This is a genomic window from Microvirga sp. BF8 (assembly GCF_059888585.1).
In genome coordinates, this window is sequence record NZ_CM187619.1 from 327,225 (window position 1) to 349,788 (window position 22,564).

Below are 22,564 nucleotides of genomic sequence, written 5' to 3' on the forward strand. Positions count from 1 at the left end.
GTCTTCGGCACCGCGTCGCGATAAGGCCTGCTAGCGGGACACCACGATGGCCGGCCCCTGGTTGCCGAGCCGTCCGACATAGTCGGAGCCGTTCTGCTGCAGATGCACGATGCTGCGCCCCCTGGCGTAAAGCTCGATCACGCCGTTGCGGAGGTTCCACGTGTTGACCTCCTGCAACGCCGGGCTTCGGCAGTTGCTGGTCGAAGCCTTGTAGAGGTCGAGCGTCGACGCGCTCGAGAGCTGGAGCTGGCAGGATCCGCCGCTCTCCTTCACCGTCCATTTTCCCAGAAGCGACGAGACGCCCCCGGCGCGAGGCTCCGGCTGCGCCCGGGCGGAATGGCCGGACTCCGCGGAGGCGAGGGCACCCGCCTCGGGCCCGGGCGGTGCCGGAACCTGAGAATCGGCCGATGGCGGGCCCGCGTCCGGGAACGACCCCGGGATGTCCTCGGATGATCCGAGGGGCCGTGATGCCCATGGGCCCATCGGCTCAAGAGGCACGGCTCCCGCAGGACCCGGCGCGACGGCCCCGGGATAAGCGGTGTCCGGAAAGGCGGGCGGGACGACGGGCTCAGGGAAGGGCGCGTTCCAGGGACTCGAATAGAGCGACAGGGTCGGGTCGAGAGGGCGCGGCTGCCCCCAGGGCCCGGACACATAGGCAGGGCCGGACGTCGTGCAGCCTGTCAGGACGAGAGAGGAGAGGACAATACCGAGAGCGAAACGCGGCATCAGCGGCCCTGGCGCCTCTGTTCGTCCCGCCCGCTGTTCGTGTCCTTCGTCATGGTCAAACTCTCGTGCTCGGAGATGGCTTCCAGATCGACGCCGCCGACGACGCGCAGTGTCCCAATTTTGTTATTTAAGGTGAGAAAGTATATCCCATGTATCGTTTGGCCTCGATGGGATCGTATCCGAGGCGGGCGCGGAGTTTTTTGCGCAGCTTGCTGACATGGCCCTCGATGACGCTTTCCTCGACATCGTTGGAATAGATGCCGTAGATGGCATTGAAGATCTGGGTCTTGGTCAGGCGGCGGCCCTTGTTGCGGACGAGGTATTCGAGAATGTGGCGCTCGCGCCGGGGCAGGGGCAGGCTGACGCCGTCGATTTCGGGATCGCGGCCGTCGAAATAGACCTTGAGGCGCTCGGGGGTGGCGGGCAGGGCGGTGGCGTTGACGCGCCGCCAGATGGCCTGGGAGCGGGCGAGGATCTCGCGCACATGCACGGGCTTGCGCACCACGTCGTCGAACTTGGCGGTGAAGAGTTCGAGGGTCTGCTCGAGGGAGCGGATTTCGCTCAAGGCGATGATCGGGGCGCGGGAATGGCGGCGGATGGCCTCGGCGCAGGCGATGCGCTCCTGGAACTCGCCGAGCAGGAAGCCCTGGACGGCCTCGAGATCGGCGCTGGAGGCGGCTTTGAGCCAGTCCTGGAACTCGCCGGAGAACAATCCGAGCGAGGAGACGCCTTCGCGGTCGAAGCTGGCGACGTAGGCAGACGTCACCATCTGCCGTTCATCGACGACGATGTACATGATTAGCCCCCCGGCCTATGAAGTGGTAGTCGAAACGCAGGCACGTGCGATGAACATCGCGAGATGCTGGCGGCCTGTGGCCGTGCAACTACTTTTTTACTTTTACTTTTATACTATGATGAAGAGCGCGTGTGCTTTGTTGATCCGCTTCGCCCCTCCGAATCAGTAGGACTATTCATAAATGCCGGGTGCGAGTCGCTGCGTCAACGGCAAAGGCAAATCCCCAGACTCCGCCCTCATCCTTGTCCCAGGGTGTTGCTCCCTTGCCATACATCGCCACACACCAAACCAACCAGAAGGCGGGTCCTCTGTCCGTGATCCCATCCGCCGGGAGCAAGGAGTGGCGGGGCTGACGTAGCGGTTCCAGGGTTGTTCCAGCCATACAACTATGAAACTGAGTTTCATTTCGAACAATTGAAGTTCTTCTAAGTAATATTTCTCGGCAGTTTTAACTCTTTATAGAGATCGCCAACGATATTTGTTTGCCTTGAAATTGCCGCTTTTGCCCATCGGAGCCTGAGATGCGTTTTCTCAACAATCTGCGAGTCATGACGAAGATCGCCATTCCCGTGGTCATTTTCGTCGCAATTGCAATAGGCCTGATTGCGCTGGCAAAGACAGGACTTGATCGCCTCGCCGCCGACACGCAGGCCATCGTCGATGTCGATGTCGCCCGTCTCAAAATCGCCTCGTCTCTCGACTCGAAGGTGAACCAGGCGACCATCCAAGAAAAAAGCATTCTCGGTGATCGAAACGTCGAAGGCCGCGGTGTCTACGGCGCCAGGTATGAGGAAGCCAAGCACGAAGCCCTGGCCGAACTCGGACAACTGATGAGGACGGTCGGCCCTTCGGGTGACCGTGCCGTCTATGACGACATAAAGAATTCGATCGAGAGCTATTTCGCGCTTGCCGACCAGAGCGTTGCCCATGGCCTGAAGGGATACATGGACGACGCCGCCATGAAGATTTCCAATGGCGAGGGACAAACCGCGCGCTTCAAGGTGCGCGACGGTCTCGCGGCCCTGGTGGCCAGCAACTCCATGAACCTCGACGACTCCCGCGACAAGGCGAATGCCCTTGCCACCCGAACCTCAACCATTCTCGTCGTGTCGGCCATTGTCGGAATTGCCCTTGCTCTGGGAATTCTCGGAACGATCGTGTTCTATGGCATCGTCCGCCCCCTGTCTCGGATGACCACCGCCATGTCGCGGCTCGCCGATGGAGACCTCACCGTCGATGTGGCGGGTGCGGAGCGGAAGGACGAGGTCGGCCAGCTCGCACGTGCCCTGCAGGTCTTCAAGGACAACGCCATCGAGGCGCGCCGGCTTGCTGCGGAACAGGACACCGAGAACGACGCGAAAATGCGCCGCGCTCAGCTTCTCGACCAGCTCACCAAGCAGTTCGATCACAAGGTCTCCGCCCTGACCCAGAGCCTCGCCGCCGCGGCCACCGAGATGGAATCCACCGCCCAGACCATGACTCACGTGGCGGACCGCACAACGGGACAATCGGTCAACGTCGCCAGCGCCGCGGAGCAGACATCCGCGAATGTTCAAACTGTGGCCGCCGCAACCGAGGAACTGTCCATCTCGATCCGCGAGATCGCAAGCCAGGTGGCCCAGTCGTCGCAGATCGCCGAGAAAGCCGTCCTCGACGCACAGCGTACGAATGGCACCGTGCAGACCCTCGCCGTGTCCGCCGAGAAAATCGGGAACGTCATTGCGCTGATCAATAACATTGCGTCCCAGACCAATCTGCTGGCTCTCAATGCGACCATCGAGGCGGCCCGCGCCGGGGAGGCCGGGAAGGGCTTCGCGGTCGTGGCGAGCGAAGTCAAGGAACTCGCCAACCAGACCTCAAAGGCCACGGATGAGATCTCCCACCAGATCGGCGCAGTGCAGGAAGCAACGGAAGAGGCCGTCACCGCCATTCAGCAGATTGCGAAAACGATCTCCGAAATGGCTCAGATCTCCGTGTCCATTGCTGCCGCCATCGAGGAGCAGGGCGCGGCAACGCAGGAAATTTCCCGCAACGTGCAGGAAGCGGCGCGAGGCACCGAAATGGTGACGAACAATATCGGAGAAATGCGCCAGGGAGCCAGTGAGACGGGAAGCGCCGCATCGCAGGTCCTTTCCGCCGCGCAGGAACTTGCCCGTCATTCCGAGAGTCTCGGCCAAGAGGTCGACCACTTCCTGTCAGGCGTCCAAGCGGCCTGAGCCTGTAGAGTTCCCATGGATGCGCTCGCTGCATCCATGCCCAGTCCTGTTGTGTATCGAACGTGAGTAGCTCTAATGGACGATCTTCTGCGTGAGTTTCTGACCGAGACGGCGGAGCACCTTGACACGGTCGACGTGGAGTTGGTCCGGTTCGAGCAGGACCCCAACAACAAGGCGATCCTGAGCAACATCTTCCGCCTCGTCCATACGATCAAAGGCACCTGTGGTTTTCTCGGCCTGCCTCGTCTGGAAGCTCTGGCCCACGCTGCAGAAACCCTCATGGGCAAGTTTCGCGATGGCATGCCCGTCACGACGCCTGCGGTTTCACTGATCCTGGCGACGCTCGACCGCATCAAGGACATTCTGGCGGAACTCGAGAAGCACGCTGTCGAGCCAGAGGGCTCGGACCAGGATCTGATCGACACTCTCGAGATGATGGCGGCGACGGACGTTGCGCCCGAGGCGGCAGCCGAACCTGCGCCGGAAACAAAACCATCGACGGTCGGCACACTGGCTTTCCAGGTTCTCGAGCGGGCGCTTCTTCCCGGCGAAGTGCCTCTCGATGAGCTGGAGCGCGCCTTCCGCGAAGCCCCGGGGCCGGATGCGCCGAAACCCAAACCGACGCCGGCCGCGCCACGATCCGAGGAGTCTTCCGCTTCCGAAGAGGCCGGCGAAGCCGTTGCCGCGAAGGTCCAGACCATTCGCGTGAATGTGGATACGCTCGAGCACCTGATGACCATGGTCTCGGAACTCGTCCTCACGCGTAACCAGCTGCTGGAAATCTCCCGCCGGGTGGACGACAGCAGCTACAAGGTGCCCTTGCAGCGGCTGTCGCATGTGACCGCCGAATTGCAGGAAGGTGTCATGCGCACGCGCATGCAGCCGATCGGCAATGCCTGGCAGAAGCTGCCGCGGGTCATTCGCGATCTTTCAGCGGAGCTTTCGAAGAAGATCGACCTCGTCATGCAGGGCGCCGATACGGAGCTCGACCGTCAGGTCCTGGAGGTGATCAAGGATCCGCTCACGCACATGGTGCGCAACTCCGCCGATCACGGCATCGAGTCGCCCCTGGAGCGCAAGGCCGCCGGCAAGTCGGAGCGTGGAACGATCCGCCTCAACGCCTATCATGAAGGCGGAACGATCACGATCGAGATCGCCGACGACGGCCGCGGCCTGAATTTCGCGGCCATACGCAAAAAGGCCATCGAACGTGGCGTCGCGTCGGAAGCTGAAGTCGAGCGAATGAGCGATGCGCAGGTCGCCAAGTTCATTTTCCATCCTGGCTTCTCAACGGCGGCGGCCATCACCTCGGTTTCGGGCCGCGGTGTCGGCATGGACGTGGTCAAGACGAATATCGAGCTGATCGGCGGCACGGTGGATATCCGCTCGGAGCCCGGCCGGGGAACGACGTTCACGATCAAGATCCCGCTCACCCTCGCAATCGTGGCGGCGTTGATCGTTGCCTCGAAGGACCAGCGCTATGCGATCCCGCAGGTGGCCGTCCTCGAGCTCGTCCGCGTCACGCCCGGCTCCGAACACACGATCGAGAGGATCAACGGAACACCGGTTCTTCGCCTTCGCGACAGGCTTCTGCCGATCGTGCCGCTGTCGAAGGTCCTCGGTCTGAATGCTGACGAGGAGGCCAGCGAGGGCTTCGTCGTCGTCACCCAGGTGGGCCGCCAGCGCTTCGGCATCCTGGTCGACGGCGTGTTCCACACGGAGGAAATCGTCGTCAAGCCCATGTCGACCAAGTTGCGACATATCCAGCTTTTCTCCGGCAATACCATTCTCGGCGATGGGGCGGTCGTCCTCATCGTCGATCCGAATGGCCTGGCCCGGATGGTCGGCTCCGGCACCGAGGACGGGCAGCTGCAGGGTGGCGCCGCCTTCGAGCAGTCGAACGTGGCGGACGACGAGACCACCACGCTTCTGGTCTTCCGCGGGGGAGGCGAGAGCCTCAAGGCCGTGCCGCTGTCCCTGGTGACGCGCCTGGAGGAGATCGACGCGTCCACCATCGAGTGGCTGGGGGGCCGTCCGCTCGTGCAGTACAGGGGCCGGCTGATGCCGCTCGTGGCTTCCGACGGCGAGCTCGAGATCAAACGCGAGGGCATGCAGGCGCTGGTGGTGTTCTCGGACGGCGACTTTGCCATGGGGCTGGCCGTCGACGAAATCGTCGACATTGTCGAGGACAGGCTGGACATCGAGCTCGTGGCGGACCGGTCCGACCTCGTCGGCTCGGCGGTGATCCGCGGGCGTGCCACAGAGGTCGTCAATATCGCTCACTATCTGCCGCTTGTCGCCGAGGCGTGGATGCGATCCGGACAGCCTTCGGGTGACACTCCGAGCAAATCTGTCCTTCTGGTCGATGGTTCTGCCTTCTTCAGGGACATGCTGTCGCCTGTCCTGAAAGCGTCCGGCTACAAGGTCCATATGGCAGCCAATGCCGGCGAGGCATTGCAGGTTCTGTCTTCGGGCGCGACGATCGATGTTCTGATCAGCGATCTCGACTTGCCCGATCGTCCTGGTTTCGAGCTGATCGCCAGCGTGCGCTCGTCGACCCGCTATGCGCATCTGCCGGTGATCGCGCTCACCGTCAAGCACGATCCGCGCCAGATCGCGCATGCGCACAAACTGCAGGTAACGGAACTTGTCGCGAAGTTCGACAGGCGTGGATTGATCGCGGCCCTCTCTGAACTGCAGGGCTCGATGGAGGAGGCAGCATGAGCATTACCCCGGCCAATACCAACAGAGCTTCCGTAACGAAGGGGTTCGCTGGATCGATCGAATACATCACGGTGACGGTGGCGGGCCAGTTGCTCGGGCTCGCCATCGACCGGGTGCACGATGTCTTCGTGGCCAGTGAGATGACGACCGTTCCACTGGCATCTCCGGAGATCGCGGGCCTCCTCAACCTGCGCGGCCGGGTCGTGACGGCTATATCGTTGCGCCGTCGGCTCCATCTGGGCGACCGCGAAGTCGGCGACCGGCGCATGGCGGTGGGCCTTGAATACCACGGCGAGGCCTTTGGCCTTCTGGTCGACGAGGTGGGAGAGGTTCTCAAGCTCGATCCGGAGGCGCTGCAACCCAATCCCGTGCATATGGACCCGCGCTGGGCCTCTCTATCCCAGGGCGTTCACCAGCTTCAGGACAGGTTGCTGATTATTCTGGATGTCGATTCCGTCCTGCGGTTTGACACCCATCTTGCAGCATAAAGCGATCTGACATCGGTTCCGAATAAGGACTTTCCCCCGTGAGTCTCGACTATTCCATCCCTGTTCTTGTTGTTGACGATTACCAGACGATGGTTCGCATTCTCCGCAACCTCCTCAAGCAGGTCGGCTTCAAGGATGTGGACGATGCCTCCGACGGCACCGCGGCGCTGGCCAAGCTCCGGGAGAAGAAATACGGCCTGGTGATCTCGGACTGGAACATGGAGCCGATGACCGGCTACGAGCTGTTGCAGCAGGTGCGGGCCGACGAGGAGCTGCGGGATCTACCCTTCATCATGGTGACGGCGGAGGCCAAGACGGAGAATGTTGTTGCGGCCAAGAAGGCCGGAGTCAACAACTACATCGTCAAGCCCTTCAACGCCCAGACCCTGCAGTCCAAGATCGCTGCCGTCCTCGGCGGAGAATAACGCGCGAGCCTGAGCCATGAGTACGCCGAAGATCTATAGCATCGAGGCCTCCAGGGGGCCTGGCGATACACACGAAGTCCAGCGCCACACCGAGATCATGGAGGCGATCGCATCCCTGCGCAGGCATGTGCAGCCGCCCCAGGACATGACCGGAGGCATGAGCGAGGACCGCCGGCAGGACCTGCTGGAGGTGCAACGGCTCAAGTCGGAACTCCATGCCATTTCCGAGGCCATCCAGCGCACGAAGCAGGAGATCGCAACGCTTCACTATACGGGCGCGCAGGGCCGCGAGATTGCACGGGTCACGGACGAACTTGGTGCCGTCGTCATGGGGACGGAGGCAGCGACCCATTCTATCCTCGAGGCTGCCGAAGCGGTCGACGAGATTTCCGGGAATCTCGTGTCGCGCCTCTCCGGCGAGGAGAGCGAGATGGCCGGCCAGATCCGTGAACGGATCGTCGGCATCTTCGAAGCGTGCAATTTCCAGGACATTACCGGCCAGCGCATCAGCAAGGTCGTCGGCGCCATGCGCTTCGTCGAGGAGCGTGTCGAGCACATGATCCAGATCTGGGGCGGCCTCGAAAGCTTCAGGGACGTTCCCAAGACGGAGAATCTAGACAGGACGGGAGACCGGGCCCTCCTGAATGGTCCGGCGCTGGAGACTGAGAGCAGCACGTCGCAGGCCGATATCGATGCATTTTTCAAATGACCACGACCATTGCTCCCGATGTGATCACCTGCTCGCGGCAATGGGACTGTTGCGCAGGCTTGGCCTCTGGTAGACCCCACACATCCGGCTGTTCCCGGTCTCGCCCCATCCGGTCGATCCGAGAGCCCGATCGGGAGCTGCACCCCTCAAACGCTTCATAGTGAACAAGGTTCTTCTTATGAGTCTCGACTATTCCATCCCTGTTCTTGTTGTTGACGATTACCAGACGATGGTTCGCATTCTCCGCAACCTCCTCAAGCAGGTCGGCTTCAAGGATGTGGACGATGCCTCCGACGGCACCGCGGCGCTGGCCAAGCTCCGGGAGAAGAAATACGGCCTGGTGATCTCGGACTGGAACATGGAGCCGATGACCGGCTACGAGCTGTTGCAGCAGGTGCGGGCCGACGAGGAGCTGCGGGATCTACCCTTCATCATGGTGACGGCGGAGGCCAAGACGGAGAATGTTGTTGCGGCCAAGAAGGCCGGAGTCAACAACTACATCGTCAAGCCCTTCAACGCCCAGACCCTGCAGTCCAAGATCGCTGCCGTCCTCGGCGGAGAATAACATGCGAGTCTTCGGTATGACGCCACGGAAAAGCTATCGGATCGAAGCTCAACGTTTTCCGGACATGCCGGACGACGGGTCGGCGACGCAGCGCCATACTGAAATCATGGAGGCCATTGCTTCACTGCGCGAGCTCCTGGAACCAGCCCACAAGGTGTCCAATTCCATCCTTGAAGAGCATCGCCGGGACATGCACGAGGCGCTCCGACTCAAGGTCGAACTGGATGCAATCTCTGAGGCAATTCAGCGTACGAAGCAGGAGATTGCAACCCTGCACTATGCCGGCGTCCGTGGACGAGAGATGTCGCGCGCCACTGACGAACTAGGCGCAATTGTCATGGGAACCGAGACGGCCACCAATGCCATCTTGGCTGCTTCGGAAAAGATTGACGAACTCGCTGGGAACCTTGCTGCCCGTGTCCTTGGGGACGACAAGGAAATTGCGCGCGAAATCTCCGACCAGGTCATTGGAATCTTCGAAGCGTGCAATTTCCAGGACATTACCGGCCAGCGGATCAGCAAGGTCGTCAGTGCCATGCGCTTCGTCGACGAGCGTGTGAGGCAGATGATAGATATTTGGGGAGGCCTTGAAAGTTTCAAGGAAGTCGCGACATTGGAGCTTCCGGAGCATTCCGGCGACAAGGCATTCCTAAACGGCCCGGCTCTGGAAAATGAAAACGGCTGTACCTCTCAGAGCGATATCGATGCACTGTTCGGTTGAATTCGGACCAGCCGAGGCCTGCCTCCTGGTCAGGATGTAACGGGACCAAGCCTCGGTGCGAGTCTGTCCCGACACGGCAATTGTCCGTGATCAGATTGGACTTATGCAAAGTCTCTCAGGACTGGCAGCAGACGCGCTCTCTAGAGACCCAGCGAGGGTGGTCTGATCCTGGCATCCGCTAAGGCGCTTTCAAAGGTTGTCAGGTCTTTGTCCGGGTCGCCCGATTTCACACTCAGCAGGATACGTTGAATGGAAACGCCAACGTAAAGTCCATGAAGGACGAGCTTGAAGAATACCGTGGCTGACGGATGGACAAATTCCATATCGAGGATGACCGCCGGCGCTTTCCCCCACTCAAAATTGACATCGACGCCATGGCCATAGGTCAGCGCGCCCTCTCTGAAAAATAACTCGGTCGATGACTCGATTAAGTCGTTTATGTTGCCGTGCTGATTGTTGAGTATATACGAGATGATGATACTGGCGTCGACGAGACAAATTTCGGCTACGACGTCCTTGATATTGTGGGCCAGAAGCTTTTCATAAGGCAGAAGCTCGGCCTCGGAGGCTGATCGGCTCGCATGAAACTCTTTCTCTTGTGCACTCACTTGGATCTCGTGAAGATAAAGAAAAGGATTTGTGCAACGGCCCGATAGAAATCAGGTGGGATCATGCGATCCACTTCGACATTGTCGTACATGGACCTTGCGAGAGCCTTGTCCTCAACCACGGGAACTCCATGGCGTTCGGCCGTCTCGCGGATTCTTAAGGCAATCAAGTCCTGGCCTTTCGCAACGACCAGAGGTGCGCTGGATTCCTGCCGATCATACCGCAAGGCAATCGCATAATGGGTAGGATTTGCGATCACGACGGTGGCTCTTGGGACGGCAGCGAGCATTCTCTTGCGGGAACGATCCTGCGCCAACGATCTCAGACGCGCCTTGACAAGAGGATCTCCTTCCATCTGCTTGAACTCGTCCTTGATCTCCTGACGAGACATGCGCAGATCGCGGTGCCAGCGAAGGCGCGACCAAATCAAGTCTGCGGCGACGAGGACGATGGTCGCAATACTGACTGCCGAGACCAGCCGTATCGCCATCGTCAGGATCATTTCCGGAACTAAGCTCGGATCACTGAACATGGCGTTCACGACCTTGTACTGCTCTGATTTTAGGAGCAAAACACAAACAACAGCAATTGTGAAAAATTTAAAAACGGACTTCAGGAATTCGATCAAGCCGGATTTTCCGAAAATCCTGTTCCAACCGCTGATAGGCGAAATTCGCGACCATTGGGGACGAATCCTCTCGTATACGACCTGAGGAAGGTTCTGGAGGACCGAGGATGAAATCCCGGCTATCGTTAGTATTGCTATAATAGGGGTCAGGAAACGCCCGACCTCGATAGCAACAGCACGAATAAGTTGCGTTGCGTCGTTCCCGGTTTGCAGAGAAAATCGTTTAGGATCATCAATAAACACTGCAAGCTTTCCGGCAAGATCTGCTGCATTCTGGCGTGTGACGAACGCGAGAATAATTAGCATTGCTACGATTGAGGCGAAAATAGGAGCCTCCCGGGAAACGGGAATATTTCCCTTTTCTACAGCGTCGCGAATTTTCTTGTCGGTTGCTGGTTCGGTTTTACTTTCCTTGTCCTCACCCTCAGCCATGCATCACCAAACTCAACGGAAATAGGTATCGCCGTCGTTTTCTGGGTTGAGTTCGATCTCGCCACGCCCTGCCATCTCGAGTGCCAGGTCCGTAATTGCGCGGCGAGCTTCAAGTACGTCACGCTGGGAGGCCGGTTCCTTGCTGTTCAGTTCGTGTTCGACAATGCGGCGAACGCGCGAGGCCAGAGATCCAAGAATAACATTACGGAACGAATCCTCTGTGCCCTTGAGCGCCAGGACTACGCGATCATTGGGAATCTGGTCGAAGAGAGCCGTGCGCGCACGCGGCGTCAGACCGACGATATCGTCAAACGTGAAGAGGAGGCCTTTGAGGATTTCAGCGGACTTCGGTCGAACTTCGCTCAGGCTCTGGAGCACATCTTCCATGTGATCCCGTTCCATTTTGTTGATGATGTCGGCCATCTTGGCATGAGTGTCTGCTCCCATGTTCCGCGAGAAATTGATCATGAAATCTTCATGAATCGTCTTTTCGATGTGCCGCATTGTCTCGTCAACGATCGGCTTGAACGTCAGCATTCGTCGCATGAGGCTGTTGCGCAGAGGGGTCGGAAGATGACCCATTACTTTCGCTGCGCAGGTTGGCCTTACCTTCGACAGGATGAGAGCCGCCGTCTGAGGATGCTCCTTCATCAGGTAGGTTGCGAGGACAGTCTCCGAGACATTGGAAATTCGGTCCCAAATCGAGCGATTCGAGTTTCCCAGAACATCCGTCATGAGTTCGGCGATTTGCTCGGGCGGTAACACACCGCTCAGGAGCTTCTCGACCTCGCTTGCAGTACCAAAAAGGCTTGATCCATTTGAGAACTGCGTGGCGAATTCTTCAACGAGCGTCTCAAGCTGGACAGGTGATACTGGCCCGAGTTCCGCAGCTGAACGTGTGATCAGCTTGATTTCCTCTGAGCTGAAGTGTTTCAGCAAGCGCCCTGCCGCGGGCTTCCCCATGGCCAAGAGGAGTACTGCGACCCGGTCTACACCTTGGAGTTGTCTCGCGCCAGAATTTGTTTTGACAGGGGAGCGGGCCACCATTGCAGACGATCCGTCTTAGCTGTTGAACTCGGAACTGGAAGGACCGACGATCTCTGTCAGCGAGACGCCAAAACGTGAGTTGTCGTCCTCTACGACGACGACCTCGCCACGCGCAATGACTCTCCCATTCACGACGACGTCGACGGGTTCGCCGACACGGTGATCGAGAGGAACGATGGCGCCTCGGCCGAGTTTCATGAGATTCGCCACAGGCATGGTAGCCGATCCTAGAACAACCTGGATCAAAACCTGGATACGGAGAATCGACTCAAGATTCTTGCCCGTTCCCATCCGTTCGTCACGGGCATCCAGGCTGCTGAACGCTGAATCCGACTTCGCGAAAAGCGCCTCATCATGCCAGGTTTCCTGCTCGTCCTGGCTGCTCTTTGACTTCTCCGTCATGGGAAGTGCTCCTTGAATGTGAGAAAGTAGTCATCAAACTATGCAGAGGCTGGCGCCACCTGATCGCGTAGGTCGGGCGAGTCGCGAGGTTTGAGAAGCCGGTTCTCCACGTAGTGGCTTGTGTTCCCTAACCTGCATCCGAAGGGATAGGCCGGGGCACCGATTCGCGGGCTGCGTTGCTCGCAAGCTCCAACTTCGCGATCATGACTTTCGCTTCCTCGATGCGCAGTCCCAAATTCTGAAGCACGTCTCTCCCATCCTCGTTGAGCATCTGAACCGCTTCATTGGCTGATCTAAGAGCCTCCGCAGTCTGATCGAAGATGCGTTTGTATTCGACATGATAGGAGTCGAGACGCTTGAGCTTGCGATACATCGACACGACACAAATGCTTGTCGCGACAAGTGCGAGGAAGAGGGCAGCATTAACGAGAGAGGACATCATCTATGAAATCCTGTTCCTGATCAATGAGATCGTCCACGCGCAGCACGTAGGACCCCTCAGCCTTCCCGACATGGCACCAGAAAAGTGGCTGGTCGTTGCCCTCAAGCTTAACTCTGCTTCTAGGAGTCGCCTGAAGCTCCAGGATCTGGCCCACCTTGAGATCAGCGATCTCGCCGAGGCTGAGATAGCGCTCTTCGAGCACGGCCTTCAGCGTCACCTCAGTTCGCTTAACTTCACTTGCGATCTGTTTCGTCCAACGAGGGTCGCGGGCTGAGGAATCACCGGATAGCACGCGCGCCAGGGTCTGTCTCATGGGATTGAGAACGGATTGCGGGATGATGACAAACATCTCCCCACCGCGGTTCAGCGCCTGGAGGAGAAATTTTGCGACAACGGACTGGTTGTTGCGGCGTCCGATTACCGCAAAATCCATGCGAGTTTCGAGGCGCTCAAATTTAAACGGCGTGTCGGTTACCAGAGCAAAGGACGCCTGCAGGGCTTTTCCAACCTGCTCAAAGATAGCCTGGGCGATGCGAAGCTCAATATTAGAGAACCCGCGCTCCTCGTCGACAGGCGGTTCCGAACCATCCGATCCGAGCAAGACTTCCACCATGGTGAAGACGAAATCGCGGTCAAAGCCAACGAGTACGTGGCTGTCCCACTCCGGAGCGTGAAAGACACCGGCGATCGCATTGGCCTCATACATTTCAAGAACGTCGCCTATCCGCCCGCTCTCGATGCTGCTCAATGAGTAGTACATCGGCGAGGCGGCAAGATGCCGGAGGTGGTCGGCGCAATGTGTCGCCATGCGATCGAAGATCACATGAAGCATGGGCAAACGGTCGAGCGAGAGACCGGCGGCGTCCAGAAGTCGATCGCGGATGTCGCTCGCGCTATGAGAGGCGTTCATGACTAGGCCGCCTCTTTCTGCTCAACGTCTGCTTTGGAGCCTCCGGATATGGTCGCCGCCTCGACTTCGTCGATGGTCGGGCGATCTGCCGAAGATATTGCCTTCCGACCATGCTCTACAGCGATCTGAGGAAGGGCTCCGTTCAAGGAAGCGAGGAGTGTCTGCTTGACAATAATGTAGACGCGACACTGTTTTTCCCTGGTCGATTTAATCTTCTGAGCCAAGGGCGATAGAATGGCGTAAGAAAGAAAAATACCGGCAAAGGTGCCGACGAGAGCTGCTCCGATCAAGCCCCCGAGCAACTGGGGTGACTGATCCAGGGCCCCCATGGCCTTCACGATTCCCAGAACAGCTGCGACGATGCCAAGTGCGGGCAATGCCTCGGCGACCGTGGTAATGGTCATGTATGGCTTGAGCTTGTCGCGCCGATGGGTTGCGATTTCCTCATCCATCAAGGCTTCGATTTCGTGAGGCCGTGCATTGCCGATGATGATGAGGCGAACGTAGTCGCAGATGAAGAGCGTCAGCTCCGGATCCTTCTGGATCTCCGGAAAATTTTCGAAAATGCTCGAATTTTGGGGGTCGTCAATATGAGTTTCAACCTCGTTGCGGGGCTTAGACCGAAGCTCCCGCATCAGCGCATATAGGAGGCCGAGAAGCGCCAGGTACTTGGGCCGCTTCGGCACCGTGCCGAGGATGGCCTCGACGGAGGCGCGCCCAGTATCTGCTACGACTGACATGGGATTCGCGACGATGTAGGTGCCGACGGCGATGCCGCCGATGATCACGAATTCCCATGGCTGCCAGATGACAGCCAGATGTCCTCCCATCGCAGCGAAGCCGCCGAACAGAGAACCGATAGCAATTAGCAAGCCAATAGCGACGCCCAACGATCCAGCCTCAGTATTACTTCCACCAAGACCCGGTTTAAGAGGAGAGGCTTGCGTGAGGCTGGAACAGCAGAGGAAAGGCTGGGACAAGCTAGGCAACCTAGCGTGGTGTCAAAGAGGTGCCTGCTATGCTGACGACATTCACCAGCTATCAGCTGATTTCCAGAGATTTGCAGAAATCCCTGGCTCGGACGGCGTCAGAGCCTGTCATTGCCCGAGAGGCGAAATACTATCTTGAGAATATTGAGAGCGTGAAGTCGATCGACGACTTTCTTGGAAATCAGCGACTCTACGCCTTCGCCATGAAGGCCTTTGGACTCGAGGACATGACTTACGCGAAAGCCTTCATGCGTAAGATATTGACAGAGGGCATTGCTGACAAGAATAGCTTTGCAAACCGTCTTTCTGACGAGCGATATAAAGAGTTCGCGAAGGCTTTCGATTTTGCCACCTATGGTAATACAACAACGACTTTCGAGCGCGCGCGGCAAGGCACGGTCGACAATTACATCCGACAATCCTTAGAAGCGTCGGCAGGCGAAGACGATCCTGGTGTTCGGTTGGCGCTATATTTCGAGCGCAAGGCCTCAGCCATAAATAGTCCTTACGATATTCTTGCCGACCCAGCGCTTTTGCAAGTCGTGCAGACGGCCCTCAATATTCCCGAGACAGCCTCGGGTGGAGGCATTGACGCCCAAGCAGCCATGATCGAGCGAAAGCTCGATATCGATCGCCTCAGTGAGCCTGACGTGCTGAAGCGCTTTCTTCAGCGCTTCACAACCATGTGGGATGCTCAGAACAATGTGGCGTCCGCGCCGGTTCTAAGTTTGTTCACAGGAACATCAGCGTCGTCCAGTATGGATATCGATGTGATGATGAGCCTTCAACGTATCAAATATAGCGGCACCTAGAAATGCAGTCATCCCTCTATGTCGCATTGTCCGCGCAAGTTGCGCTGGAGAAAAGACTGAACACGGTCGCGAATAACATTGCCAACATCAATACAGGCGGGTACCGGGCCGAAGAAGTCAAATTCGAAACTGTTCTCTCGCAGACCGGACTTGGGGATGTGGCCTTCGCTTCGTCCGGGGAGACCTATACCTCCCGGCGTGCAGGCGCTGTTACGAAAACCGAGAACCCCCTCGATGTTGCAATTCAGGGTGACGCTTGGCTCGCGATGAGCACGCCGTCGGGAACCGTCTATACCAGGGACGGTCGCATGAAGATGACCGAGGCAGGAGACCTCCAGACGATGGACGGTCACCCTATCCTTGATCCAGGAGGTGCTCCCATCCTTCTTAATCCGCAGGACGGCGAGCCTCGTATCGGCCGTGATGGAATGATCACGCAGGGCAACAATCAGATTGGCGCTCTTGGACTATTTCGGATCGACAGTAAGAGCCAACTGTCACGCTTTGGTAACTCTGGCGTAAAATCGAGTATGCCAGTGACCGTAGTCCAGGACTTCACGTCTATCGGAGTTCAACAAGGCTACTCGGAAGGAGCGAACGTAAATCCCGTCATGGAAATGACAAAGATGATTATGATTTCACGAACTTTCGATAACGCCGCAGCTACCATCTCCGAGACAGAATCGTCTTTGATGAGTGCGATTCGGGCGCTGGGCCCCAGCGCCTGAGTAGACCTTCACGAAAATACAGAAACTCGAAATGCCTCACCTCGTGAGAGTCGTTTCGAGGATAGGTCAGACCCCTCTTCTGAAAGAGGATGTGCTTCCGCAAAGGATCGCATGGCATGCACGCGCTTGAGCGGCTTGAAGAGGCCGTCTTCGATGGATTGCAATCGCTCCCCCAAATTCGGGTCGGCGGACAGATCCGCGAAGTCACACCCAGCTATTACCGTGTCTCCGGCATTTCTCAATTCGTCAAACTCGGAGATCGCCTTGGATTTGACAGCAAAGGGCGTCTTCGGGCCGGCGAGGTTGTGCGGATCGACGATACAGGTGTCACGGTTAAGCCATTTGAGGGACGCATCGACGCGAGTATCGGTGCATTTGCCTATCGTCTCGGCGAGATGGGCCTGAGTCCTGACCCTTCATGGAAGGGGCGAGTCATCAATGCGCTGGGTGATCCTATCGATGGAATGGGCGCTCTTATTCCGGGACATCGCATGATGCCAGTCGATGCGACGCCTCCAGCCGCCATGACTCGCTCACGTGTCAGCCGGCCACTGAAGACGGGCGTGCGGGCGATCGACCTTTTCACCCCACTTTGCGCAGGCCAGCGCATTGGTATCTTTGCGGGGTCCGGCGTCGGCAAGTCGACACTTCTGTCCATGCTGGCACGCTGTGAAGGCTTCGACACAATCGTGATTGCCCTCGTCGGCGAACGCGGAAGAGAGGTTCGCGAGTTTCTTGAAGGTCCCATTCTCGCAAACCGCGCTCGATCCGTAACCGTTGTATCGACGGGGGACGAAAGTCCGATGATGCGGCGCCAGGCACCAAGGACGGCCCTGTGCATCGCCGAGTATTTTCGTGATCTAGGAGAATCCGTCCTACTTATCGTGGATTCCGTTACACGCTTTGCGCACGCGGCGCGCGACGTTGCCCTCGCTGCCGGAGAGCCGGCGGTCGCCCGTGGTTACACACCAAGCGTATTCAGCGACCTTCCGAGTTTGCTCGAGCGCGCTGGCCCGGGGATGGAGGGGAAGGGGACCATCTCTGGCGTTTTTTCCGTCCTGGTGGATGGAGACGATCACAATGATCCGGTTGCCGACAGCATTCGTGGAACACTGGACGGACATATCGTTCTCGATCGGGCTATTGCGGACCAGGGTCGCTACCCCGCCATCAATGTCCTCGGCTCCATCTCGCGACTTGCCGAGCATGTGTGGACCTCAGAACAGAAAGAACTCGTCCGGCGGCTCAGGACATTGATCGCAAGGTTCGAAGATACACGGGATTTGCGCCTGATGGGAGGGTATCAGGCTGGCAATGACACTGAACTTGACCAAGCTGTCGTCATCGTTCCAAAAATATACGAGGCCCTTCGTCAGGATCCGGCTTCAGCGCCCAGCCATGATGCATTCACTGAACTGGCTCAGGCACTACGCGCATGAGCACATGTGAGTCTTGGGCGATGCATTAATTCTTAAATGGCCGCATCGGCAAAGCCAGCCCCACACAAGCCATCCGGCCTTTAATGCAGCCACGACCCTTCTCTTTTGGAGCCTAGCATGAGTCTCTATGGCGTTCTCCGTACCGGTGTTTCTGGCATGAATGCCCAGTCCAATAAGCTGGGCACCGTTGCTGAGAACATTCAGAATGCAAGCACGACAGGCTACAAGCGATCATCCACTGAGTTTTCATCATTGATCCTGTCCTCCGGGCAGGGGGCTTACAATTCAGGAGCGGTAACGACCACGGTGCGCTACTCGATCGGCGATCAAGGTCCAATCTCCTATACGACATCTGGTAGCGACCTCGCGATCTCAGGTAACGGCTTCTTCGTCGTATCGGACGGAGCGGGGACACCGTATCTTACCCGGGCCGGCAACTTCGTCGTCGATGGCCCGACCGGCAATCTTTACAACGCGGCCGGTTTCAAGCTCATGGGCTATAATTTGGCAAATGGCGATCCAGCTATTGCTCTCAACAGCCTCGACGGCCTAGAGCCAGTCAACATTTCTTCCATGGCCATGCAGGCGCGTCCCTCGCGGTCCGGGACATTCACAGGGAACCTTCCCTTTGGCGCAACCGTCGTGCCGGCGGCCGATCGACCCGGATCCGCAACTGGAACAACCTACACGAAGAAGTCGTCGCTTGTGACTTATGACAACGTCGGCAACAAGGTTAAGCTCGACATCTATATGACGAAGGTTGCAGACCCTGATCCTTTGGCCGTTCCTCCGACGAGCGGACAATGGGAGGTCTCGGTTTTCGACTCCGCCACCACGCCGACGTTGCCCGGGACGCCGATTGCAGGTGGAACGGCGACGCTGACGTTCGACGCTATGGGACAGCTGACGGGAACAAGCTCGCTGACATTCGACATCCCGAATGGTCAGACAGGATTCGTCCTCGATATGACAGGGATGACGCAGCTTGCCGGCGAGTATGATGTGAAGGGAACCGCAGACGGCAATGCGCCGACGGCAGTCAAGGGTGCCGAGTTCGGATCTGATGGGACTGTCTTCGCAGTCTATGAAGACGGGACAAGGATCGCCGCCTACAAGATACCCCTTGCCGACGTTCCCAGCCCCGACAATCTGACACCGCGCGCCGGCAATGTTTACGAGGCGAGCATCGACTCCGGCGGGATCCAAGTGGGCTTCGCACAACAGGGTGGACGAGGATCCATCTCGGTTGGAGCACTGGAGCAATCCAATGTGGACATCGGAACAGAGCTGACTGCGATGATTGAGGCACAAACGGGATACACAGCAAACTCGAAGGTGTTCCAGACGGGATCCGAGCTCCTCGATGTTCTTATGAATCTGAAGCGGTAAGTCCGGCATTTCAGCGCCAGAAGTCTAGGGAGTTCCTCAGATGGGTCTGTCACTCGCGCTTAATACCGCGCGTTCATCGATTCTCGCTTCGTCGTCGCAAATGGCGGTGGTGTCGCGGAATACGGCCGGGGCTTCAGATCCGTCGTACTCCAGGAAAATCGCAACCCTTGTCACGGGCGGCGGCTCCTCTCGCGTCGTGGTGGCGCGCGCGACAGATACGGCGCTTTTCTACAAAATGCTGGATACGACCTCCGATACGGCTAGGCAACAGGCTGTGTTGGACGGCATTGACAAGTTGAAGCAGACAGTCGGCGACTCGAGCCTCAACCAATCGAGCGCAGCTCGGATTGGAGCCCTTAACGCAGCCCTTGAGCAGTACGCCAAGAAGCCTGACGACCCGATCCTGGCACGGGCCGTCGTGACGCGTGCGAATGAACTCACGACGATGCTCAACGACGCGACTGCAACAATCCAGCGCACTCGCCAAGAGGCCGACGCCGGCATTGCTCAGTCAGTATCCCATGTGACCGATCTCCTATCGCAATTCAAATCCGTTAACGACGCAATCGTCAAAGGCACGGCGTCAGGGATTGATGTGAGCGATGAACTCGATACGCGAGATCACATCCTGGCCCAACTCTCCGAGGAGATGGGAATCAGTGTCGTGTCGCGTGAGAACAATGACATGGCGATCTACACCGACAGTGGCGTTACCCTGTTCGAAAAGGTTCCACGCGCAGTCGAGTTCAACCCGACATATACCTATAGTGCAGGAACGGTCGGCTCTGCCGTTGTCATCGACGGGGTTCCAGTTACCGGCGCTGGGCCGATGCCCCTTAACGCCGGGCGCATTGTTGGTCTAGTGCAGATCCGTGACCAGGACTCCGTGGTCTACCAGAAGCAACTGGATGAGGTTGCCGAAGCACTCATTGCTTCATTCGCAGAACAGAGCAAAGTCGATCCCACGTTATTCAAAGCTGGGCTCTTTGCACAGTCGGGAACGGCGGACATGCCGGTAGGATGGGACATTCCTGCGAGCCAGGCTGTAACGGGCCTCGCCGGACTTATCACGGTCAATCCTGCGATTGATCCATCCAAGGGCGGCACTCTCGACTTCCTGCGTGATGGCGGCGCGAATGGGCTTGACTATGTCGAGAATCCGGGTGTCCCGGTCGGATCGAATGCGGCGTACTCGGATCGCCTATACAAGCTTGGTGAGAATCTTAATGCCGAGCGTTCTTTCAATCCTGTCCTCGGTCTCGGAGAGACAGCAAGCCTCAAGAATTTCGCCTCATCCTCTGCAAGTTGGCTCGAGGGAAATCGTAAGGTCGCATCGACAAATGTCGACTACCAGATAACACTTTTAAGTCATGCGTCTGAGGCCCTCTCTAACGCCACGGGCGTAAACATGGATGACGAGACCGCACTGATGCTGCAACTGGAGAAGTCATACTCGGCATCAGCGAAACTCATTTCGGTAATTAACGAGATGCTTCAGACACTTCTCAACGCGGTGCGGTAAGGCAATGAAGACAACGTTCATATCGACGGTCAGTCTCTGGAATTCACCTCGAAATGCTTTGGCCAAGATGCAGGCGGGGCTCGCCAAGGCGAACCAGGAAATTGCGACAGGCCGCTATGCAGATGTTGGACTGGAGCTGGGGTACCGGACGGGTCAGGGAATTTCGCTTCGACAGGAGCGATCAGAACTTGATGCGCTCATCGACGGCAATGGGACCGTTTCACTGCGCTTGAATGTTACAAAAAACTCACTGGACAACATTCGCAGCACGGCAGAGACATACCTCAATTCGCTCCTCTCGCTTCCACCGCTCGAGCGCGGTGCCGAGACGGTCCGTGACAGCGCAGTGCTCAATCTCAAGGCGCTGACATCGGAATTGAACAAGTCGAGTGGGGGACAGTATCTGTTCGCCGGAACAAACACGAAGCAAAAGCCGATAGCCGAGTATGCCTCGGGCTCGCCGGCGAAGACAGCGGTCGATGGGGCGTTCTTCGCAGCATTCGGGGTGACGCAGAATGACCCCGGCGCCTTCGCTATTGCCGCGATCGACATGACTAACTTTCTTAACAGTGCCGCCTTTAATGATATTTTCGACGGTCCTGGGTGGAGTGACTGGTCTGCAGCATCTGACCAGAACATTGAGAGTAAGATCTCGACGACCGAGAAGATTGAAACGTCCACGAATGCCAATGAAGTAGCCATGCGCAAGCTTGCGAAGGCCTATACCATAGCCTCGGACCTGGGCATAGCGGGGCTGCGAACTGAGACCCAACAAGTCATTGTCGACAAGGTGATGCAGATCCTCGGAGGAGCAACCAACGACCTAGTCGAGATCCAAGCCAGGATCGGAGATGCCGAGACCAAGGTCAAAGGGGCCAATGACCGGATGGACGTCCAACGGAAGGTCATCGACCAGGGCATCGGGCGTCTTGAGGAGGTCGATCCCGCAGAGGCGAAGACAAGGGTGGATGCTCTGACGACGCAGATCCAGATGTCCTATTCGCTTACCGCCCAGCTTCGGCAGCTGAGCCTCCTGAATTATCTCTAATACCCTTAAGGTGACTGATGTATCGCTTCTCATATGCCGAGATTCTGGAAGACGCTTCGGACGGCTGCCGTGAAAGAGAGAGAATGGCATTCGATCATGCCATTCATCTTCTGCGAGCGGCGAACAGTGCAGGCGCGAGTTCGCCTGAACGGTCCGACGCCATCTCCTTCGTTCAGCGCCTATGGACTGTCCTTATCGAGGATCTCATGAGTCCTGAGAACGGCCTCCCGGAAGCACTCCGTGCCCAGCTCGTGTCGATCGGGCTTTGGATCATGAAGGAGGCCGACGTCGTGCGTCGGGAAGAAACGAAGAACCTCAAGGCCCTGATCGAGATCAACAGCATGATTCGAGACGGACTCAAATGAGCAGATCGATGCACCTGTCTCTCAAAGCGGGCGAGAGAATCTTCATCAACGGCGCCGTTCTGCGTGTTGATAGGAAAGTGTCCATTGAACTCCTGAACGATGCGACATTTCTTCTCGAGAACCATGTCCTCCAAGTCGACGATGCAACTACCCCTCTTCGTCAGCTCTACTTCGTCGTGCAGGCTATTCTGATCGATCCCAGCAGTGCCGACAAAGCCTTGGCTGTCTTCAAGGATCTTTATGCCGCGACCCTCGACACTTTTGCGAACAAGGACATAGTGCTTGGTCTCAAGAGTGTTGCGGAACTGGTGGATGCTGGAAGGCCGTTCGATGCTCTGAAAGTAATTCGAAGCCTGTTCCCAATCGAGAGCTCTCTTCTTCCCCTCGACGTTTCCTCACCTCCGCATCAAGCCGCCTAGCTAAGGAGATCAG

The 22,564-nt window shown here is 57.9% G+C and carries 24 protein-coding genes; 15 read left to right on the plus strand and 9 right to left on the minus strand.

Annotated features, from left to right (window positions below):
- Window positions 1-30: 30 nt before the first annotated feature.
- Together AC522E_RS01485 and AC522E_RS01490 are read right to left on the minus strand one after the other, a co-directional pair.
- Entirely contained in the window at window positions 31-726 is a 696-nt protein-coding gene (locus AC522E_RS01485; protein WP_500748642.1) for an AprI/Inh family metalloprotease inhibitor, read from the minus strand.
- A gap of 127 nt (window positions 727-853) precedes the next feature.
- Window positions 854-1,522 carry a response regulator transcription factor gene (locus tag AC522E_RS01490; RefSeq protein WP_500748643.1) on the minus strand — a complete coding sequence of 223 codons (669 nt, stop codon included), beginning with the start codon at window positions 1,520-1,522 and terminating at the stop codon, window positions 854-856.
- A 521-nt stretch (window positions 1,523-2,043) separates the two neighbouring features.
- On the opposite strand from AC522E_RS01490, the gene AC522E_RS01495 reads away from it, so the two are divergent.
- The 7 genes from AC522E_RS01495 to AC522E_RS01525 all read left to right on the plus strand — a co-directional run bounded on the left by AC522E_RS01495 (window position 2,044) and on the right by AC522E_RS01525 (window position 9,370).
- The gene (locus AC522E_RS01495; protein WP_500748644.1) at window positions 2,044-3,738 is read left to right on the plus strand and encodes a methyl-accepting chemotaxis protein; all 1,695 of its coding nucleotides are present in this window, start codon (window positions 2,044-2,046) and stop codon (window positions 3,736-3,738) included.
- A 75-nt stretch (window positions 3,739-3,813) separates the two neighbouring features.
- Window positions 3,814-6,462 carry a hybrid sensor histidine kinase/response regulator gene (locus tag AC522E_RS01500; RefSeq protein WP_500748645.1) on the plus strand — a complete coding sequence of 883 codons (2,649 nt, stop codon included), beginning with the start codon at window positions 3,814-3,816 and terminating at the stop codon, window positions 6,460-6,462.
- Window positions 6,459-6,950, plus strand: coding sequence for a chemotaxis protein CheW (locus AC522E_RS01505; RefSeq protein ID WP_500748646.1), 492 nt, complete (start codon window positions 6,459-6,461; stop codon window positions 6,948-6,950). Before AC522E_RS01500 ends, AC522E_RS01505 begins: the two co-directional genes overlap by 4 nt.
- 38 nt (window positions 6,951-6,988) lie before the next feature.
- On the plus strand, window positions 6,989-7,375 hold the full coding sequence (locus AC522E_RS01510) for a response regulator (RefSeq protein WP_500748647.1): 387 nt from the start codon (window positions 6,989-6,991) through the stop codon (window positions 7,373-7,375).
- A 16-nt stretch (window positions 7,376-7,391) separates the two neighbouring features.
- Window positions 7,392-8,084, plus strand: coding sequence for a protein phosphatase CheZ (locus tag AC522E_RS01515; protein ID WP_500748648.1), 693 nt, complete (start codon window positions 7,392-7,394; stop codon window positions 8,082-8,084).
- Between the two features lie 178 nt (window positions 8,085-8,262).
- Window positions 8,263-8,649, plus strand: coding sequence for a response regulator (locus AC522E_RS01520; RefSeq protein ID WP_500748647.1), 387 nt, complete (start codon window positions 8,263-8,265; stop codon window positions 8,647-8,649).
- Window position 8,650: 1 nt separating this feature from the next.
- Window positions 8,651-9,370, plus strand: a complete 720-nt coding sequence (locus AC522E_RS01525) for a protein phosphatase CheZ (RefSeq protein WP_500748649.1) — start codon at window positions 8,651-8,653, stop codon at window positions 9,368-9,370.
- Between the two features lie 140 nt (window positions 9,371-9,510).
- Here AC522E_RS01525 and AC522E_RS01530 read toward each other — a convergent pair whose 3' ends face one another.
- The 7 genes from AC522E_RS01530 to motA form a co-directional block, all read right to left on the minus strand.
- Window positions 9,511-9,978, minus strand: coding sequence for a BspJ family T4SS effector nucleomodulin (locus AC522E_RS01530; protein WP_500748650.1), 468 nt, complete (start codon window positions 9,976-9,978; stop codon window positions 9,511-9,513).
- Window positions 9,975-11,039, minus strand: a complete 1,065-nt coding sequence (gene flhB, locus AC522E_RS01535; protein WP_500748651.1) for a flagellar biosynthesis protein FlhB — start codon at window positions 11,037-11,039, stop codon at window positions 9,975-9,977. The genes AC522E_RS01530 and flhB overlap by 4 nt, the downstream gene beginning before the upstream one ends.
- A gap of 12 nt (window positions 11,040-11,051) precedes the next feature.
- On the minus strand, window positions 11,052-12,086 hold the full coding sequence (locus tag AC522E_RS01540) for a flagellar motor switch protein FliG (protein WP_500748652.1): 1,035 nt from the start codon (window positions 12,084-12,086) through the stop codon (window positions 11,052-11,054).
- 15 nt (window positions 12,087-12,101) lie between these two features.
- Window positions 12,102-12,377, minus strand: coding sequence for a flagellar motor switch protein FliN (gene fliN, locus AC522E_RS01545; protein WP_500750556.1), 276 nt, complete (start codon window positions 12,375-12,377; stop codon window positions 12,102-12,104).
- Between the two features lie 238 nt (window positions 12,378-12,615).
- Entirely contained in the window at window positions 12,616-12,930 is a 315-nt protein-coding gene (locus tag AC522E_RS01550; RefSeq protein ID WP_500748653.1) for a hypothetical protein, read from the minus strand.
- Entirely contained in the window at window positions 12,911-13,840 is a 930-nt protein-coding gene (locus AC522E_RS01555; RefSeq protein WP_500748654.1) for a flagellar motor switch protein FliM, read from the minus strand. Before AC522E_RS01555 ends, AC522E_RS01550 begins: the two co-directional genes overlap by 20 nt.
- 2 nt (window positions 13,841-13,842) lie before the next feature.
- Window positions 13,843-14,730: a flagellar motor stator protein MotA gene (gene motA, locus AC522E_RS01560; RefSeq protein WP_500748655.1), complete on the minus strand. Its 888-nt coding sequence runs from the start codon at window positions 14,728-14,730 to the stop codon at window positions 13,843-13,845.
- 128 nt (window positions 14,731-14,858) lie between these two features.
- Between motA and AC522E_RS01565 the strand changes: the two genes are divergently transcribed.
- The 8 genes from AC522E_RS01565 to flbT all read left to right on the plus strand — a co-directional run bounded on the left by AC522E_RS01565 (window position 14,859) and on the right by flbT (window position 22,551).
- Window positions 14,859-15,641 carry a DUF1217 domain-containing protein gene (locus AC522E_RS01565; protein ID WP_500748656.1) on the plus strand — a complete coding sequence of 261 codons (783 nt, stop codon included), beginning with the start codon at window positions 14,859-14,861 and terminating at the stop codon, window positions 15,639-15,641.
- A 2-nt stretch (window positions 15,642-15,643) separates the two neighbouring features.
- Window positions 15,644-16,369, plus strand: coding sequence for a flagellar basal-body rod protein FlgF (gene flgF, locus AC522E_RS01570; protein ID WP_500748657.1), 726 nt, complete (start codon window positions 15,644-15,646; stop codon window positions 16,367-16,369).
- A gap of 116 nt (window positions 16,370-16,485) precedes the next feature.
- Window positions 16,486-17,808 carry a flagellar protein export ATPase FliI gene (gene fliI / locus AC522E_RS01575; protein ID WP_500748658.1) on the plus strand — a complete coding sequence of 441 codons (1,323 nt, stop codon included), beginning with the start codon at window positions 16,486-16,488 and terminating at the stop codon, window positions 17,806-17,808.
- Between the two features lie 117 nt (window positions 17,809-17,925).
- Window positions 17,926-19,197, plus strand: coding sequence for a flagellar hook protein FlgE (locus AC522E_RS01580; protein ID WP_500748659.1), 1,272 nt, complete (start codon window positions 17,926-17,928; stop codon window positions 19,195-19,197).
- 40 nt (window positions 19,198-19,237) lie between these two features.
- Entirely contained in the window at window positions 19,238-20,719 is a 1,482-nt protein-coding gene (gene flgK / locus AC522E_RS01585) for a flagellar hook-associated protein FlgK (protein WP_500748660.1), read from the plus strand.
- A 4-nt stretch (window positions 20,720-20,723) separates the two neighbouring features.
- Window positions 20,724-21,767, plus strand: a complete 1,044-nt coding sequence (locus tag AC522E_RS01590) for a flagellar hook-associated family protein (RefSeq protein WP_500748661.1) — start codon at window positions 20,724-20,726, stop codon at window positions 21,765-21,767.
- 17 nt (window positions 21,768-21,784) lie between these two features.
- A complete protein-coding gene (gene flaF, locus AC522E_RS01595) occupies window positions 21,785-22,132 on the plus strand; it encodes a flagellar biosynthesis regulator FlaF (protein ID WP_500748662.1) in 348 nt (115 codons plus the stop codon).
- Window positions 22,129-22,551 (plus strand): flagellar biosynthesis repressor FlbT, encoded by a 423-nt coding sequence (gene flbT / locus AC522E_RS01600; RefSeq protein ID WP_500748663.1) that lies wholly within the window; start codon window positions 22,129-22,131, stop codon window positions 22,549-22,551. The genes flaF and flbT overlap by 4 nt, the downstream gene beginning before the upstream one ends.
- The last annotated feature ends 13 nt before the right edge of the window (window positions 22,552-22,564 follow it).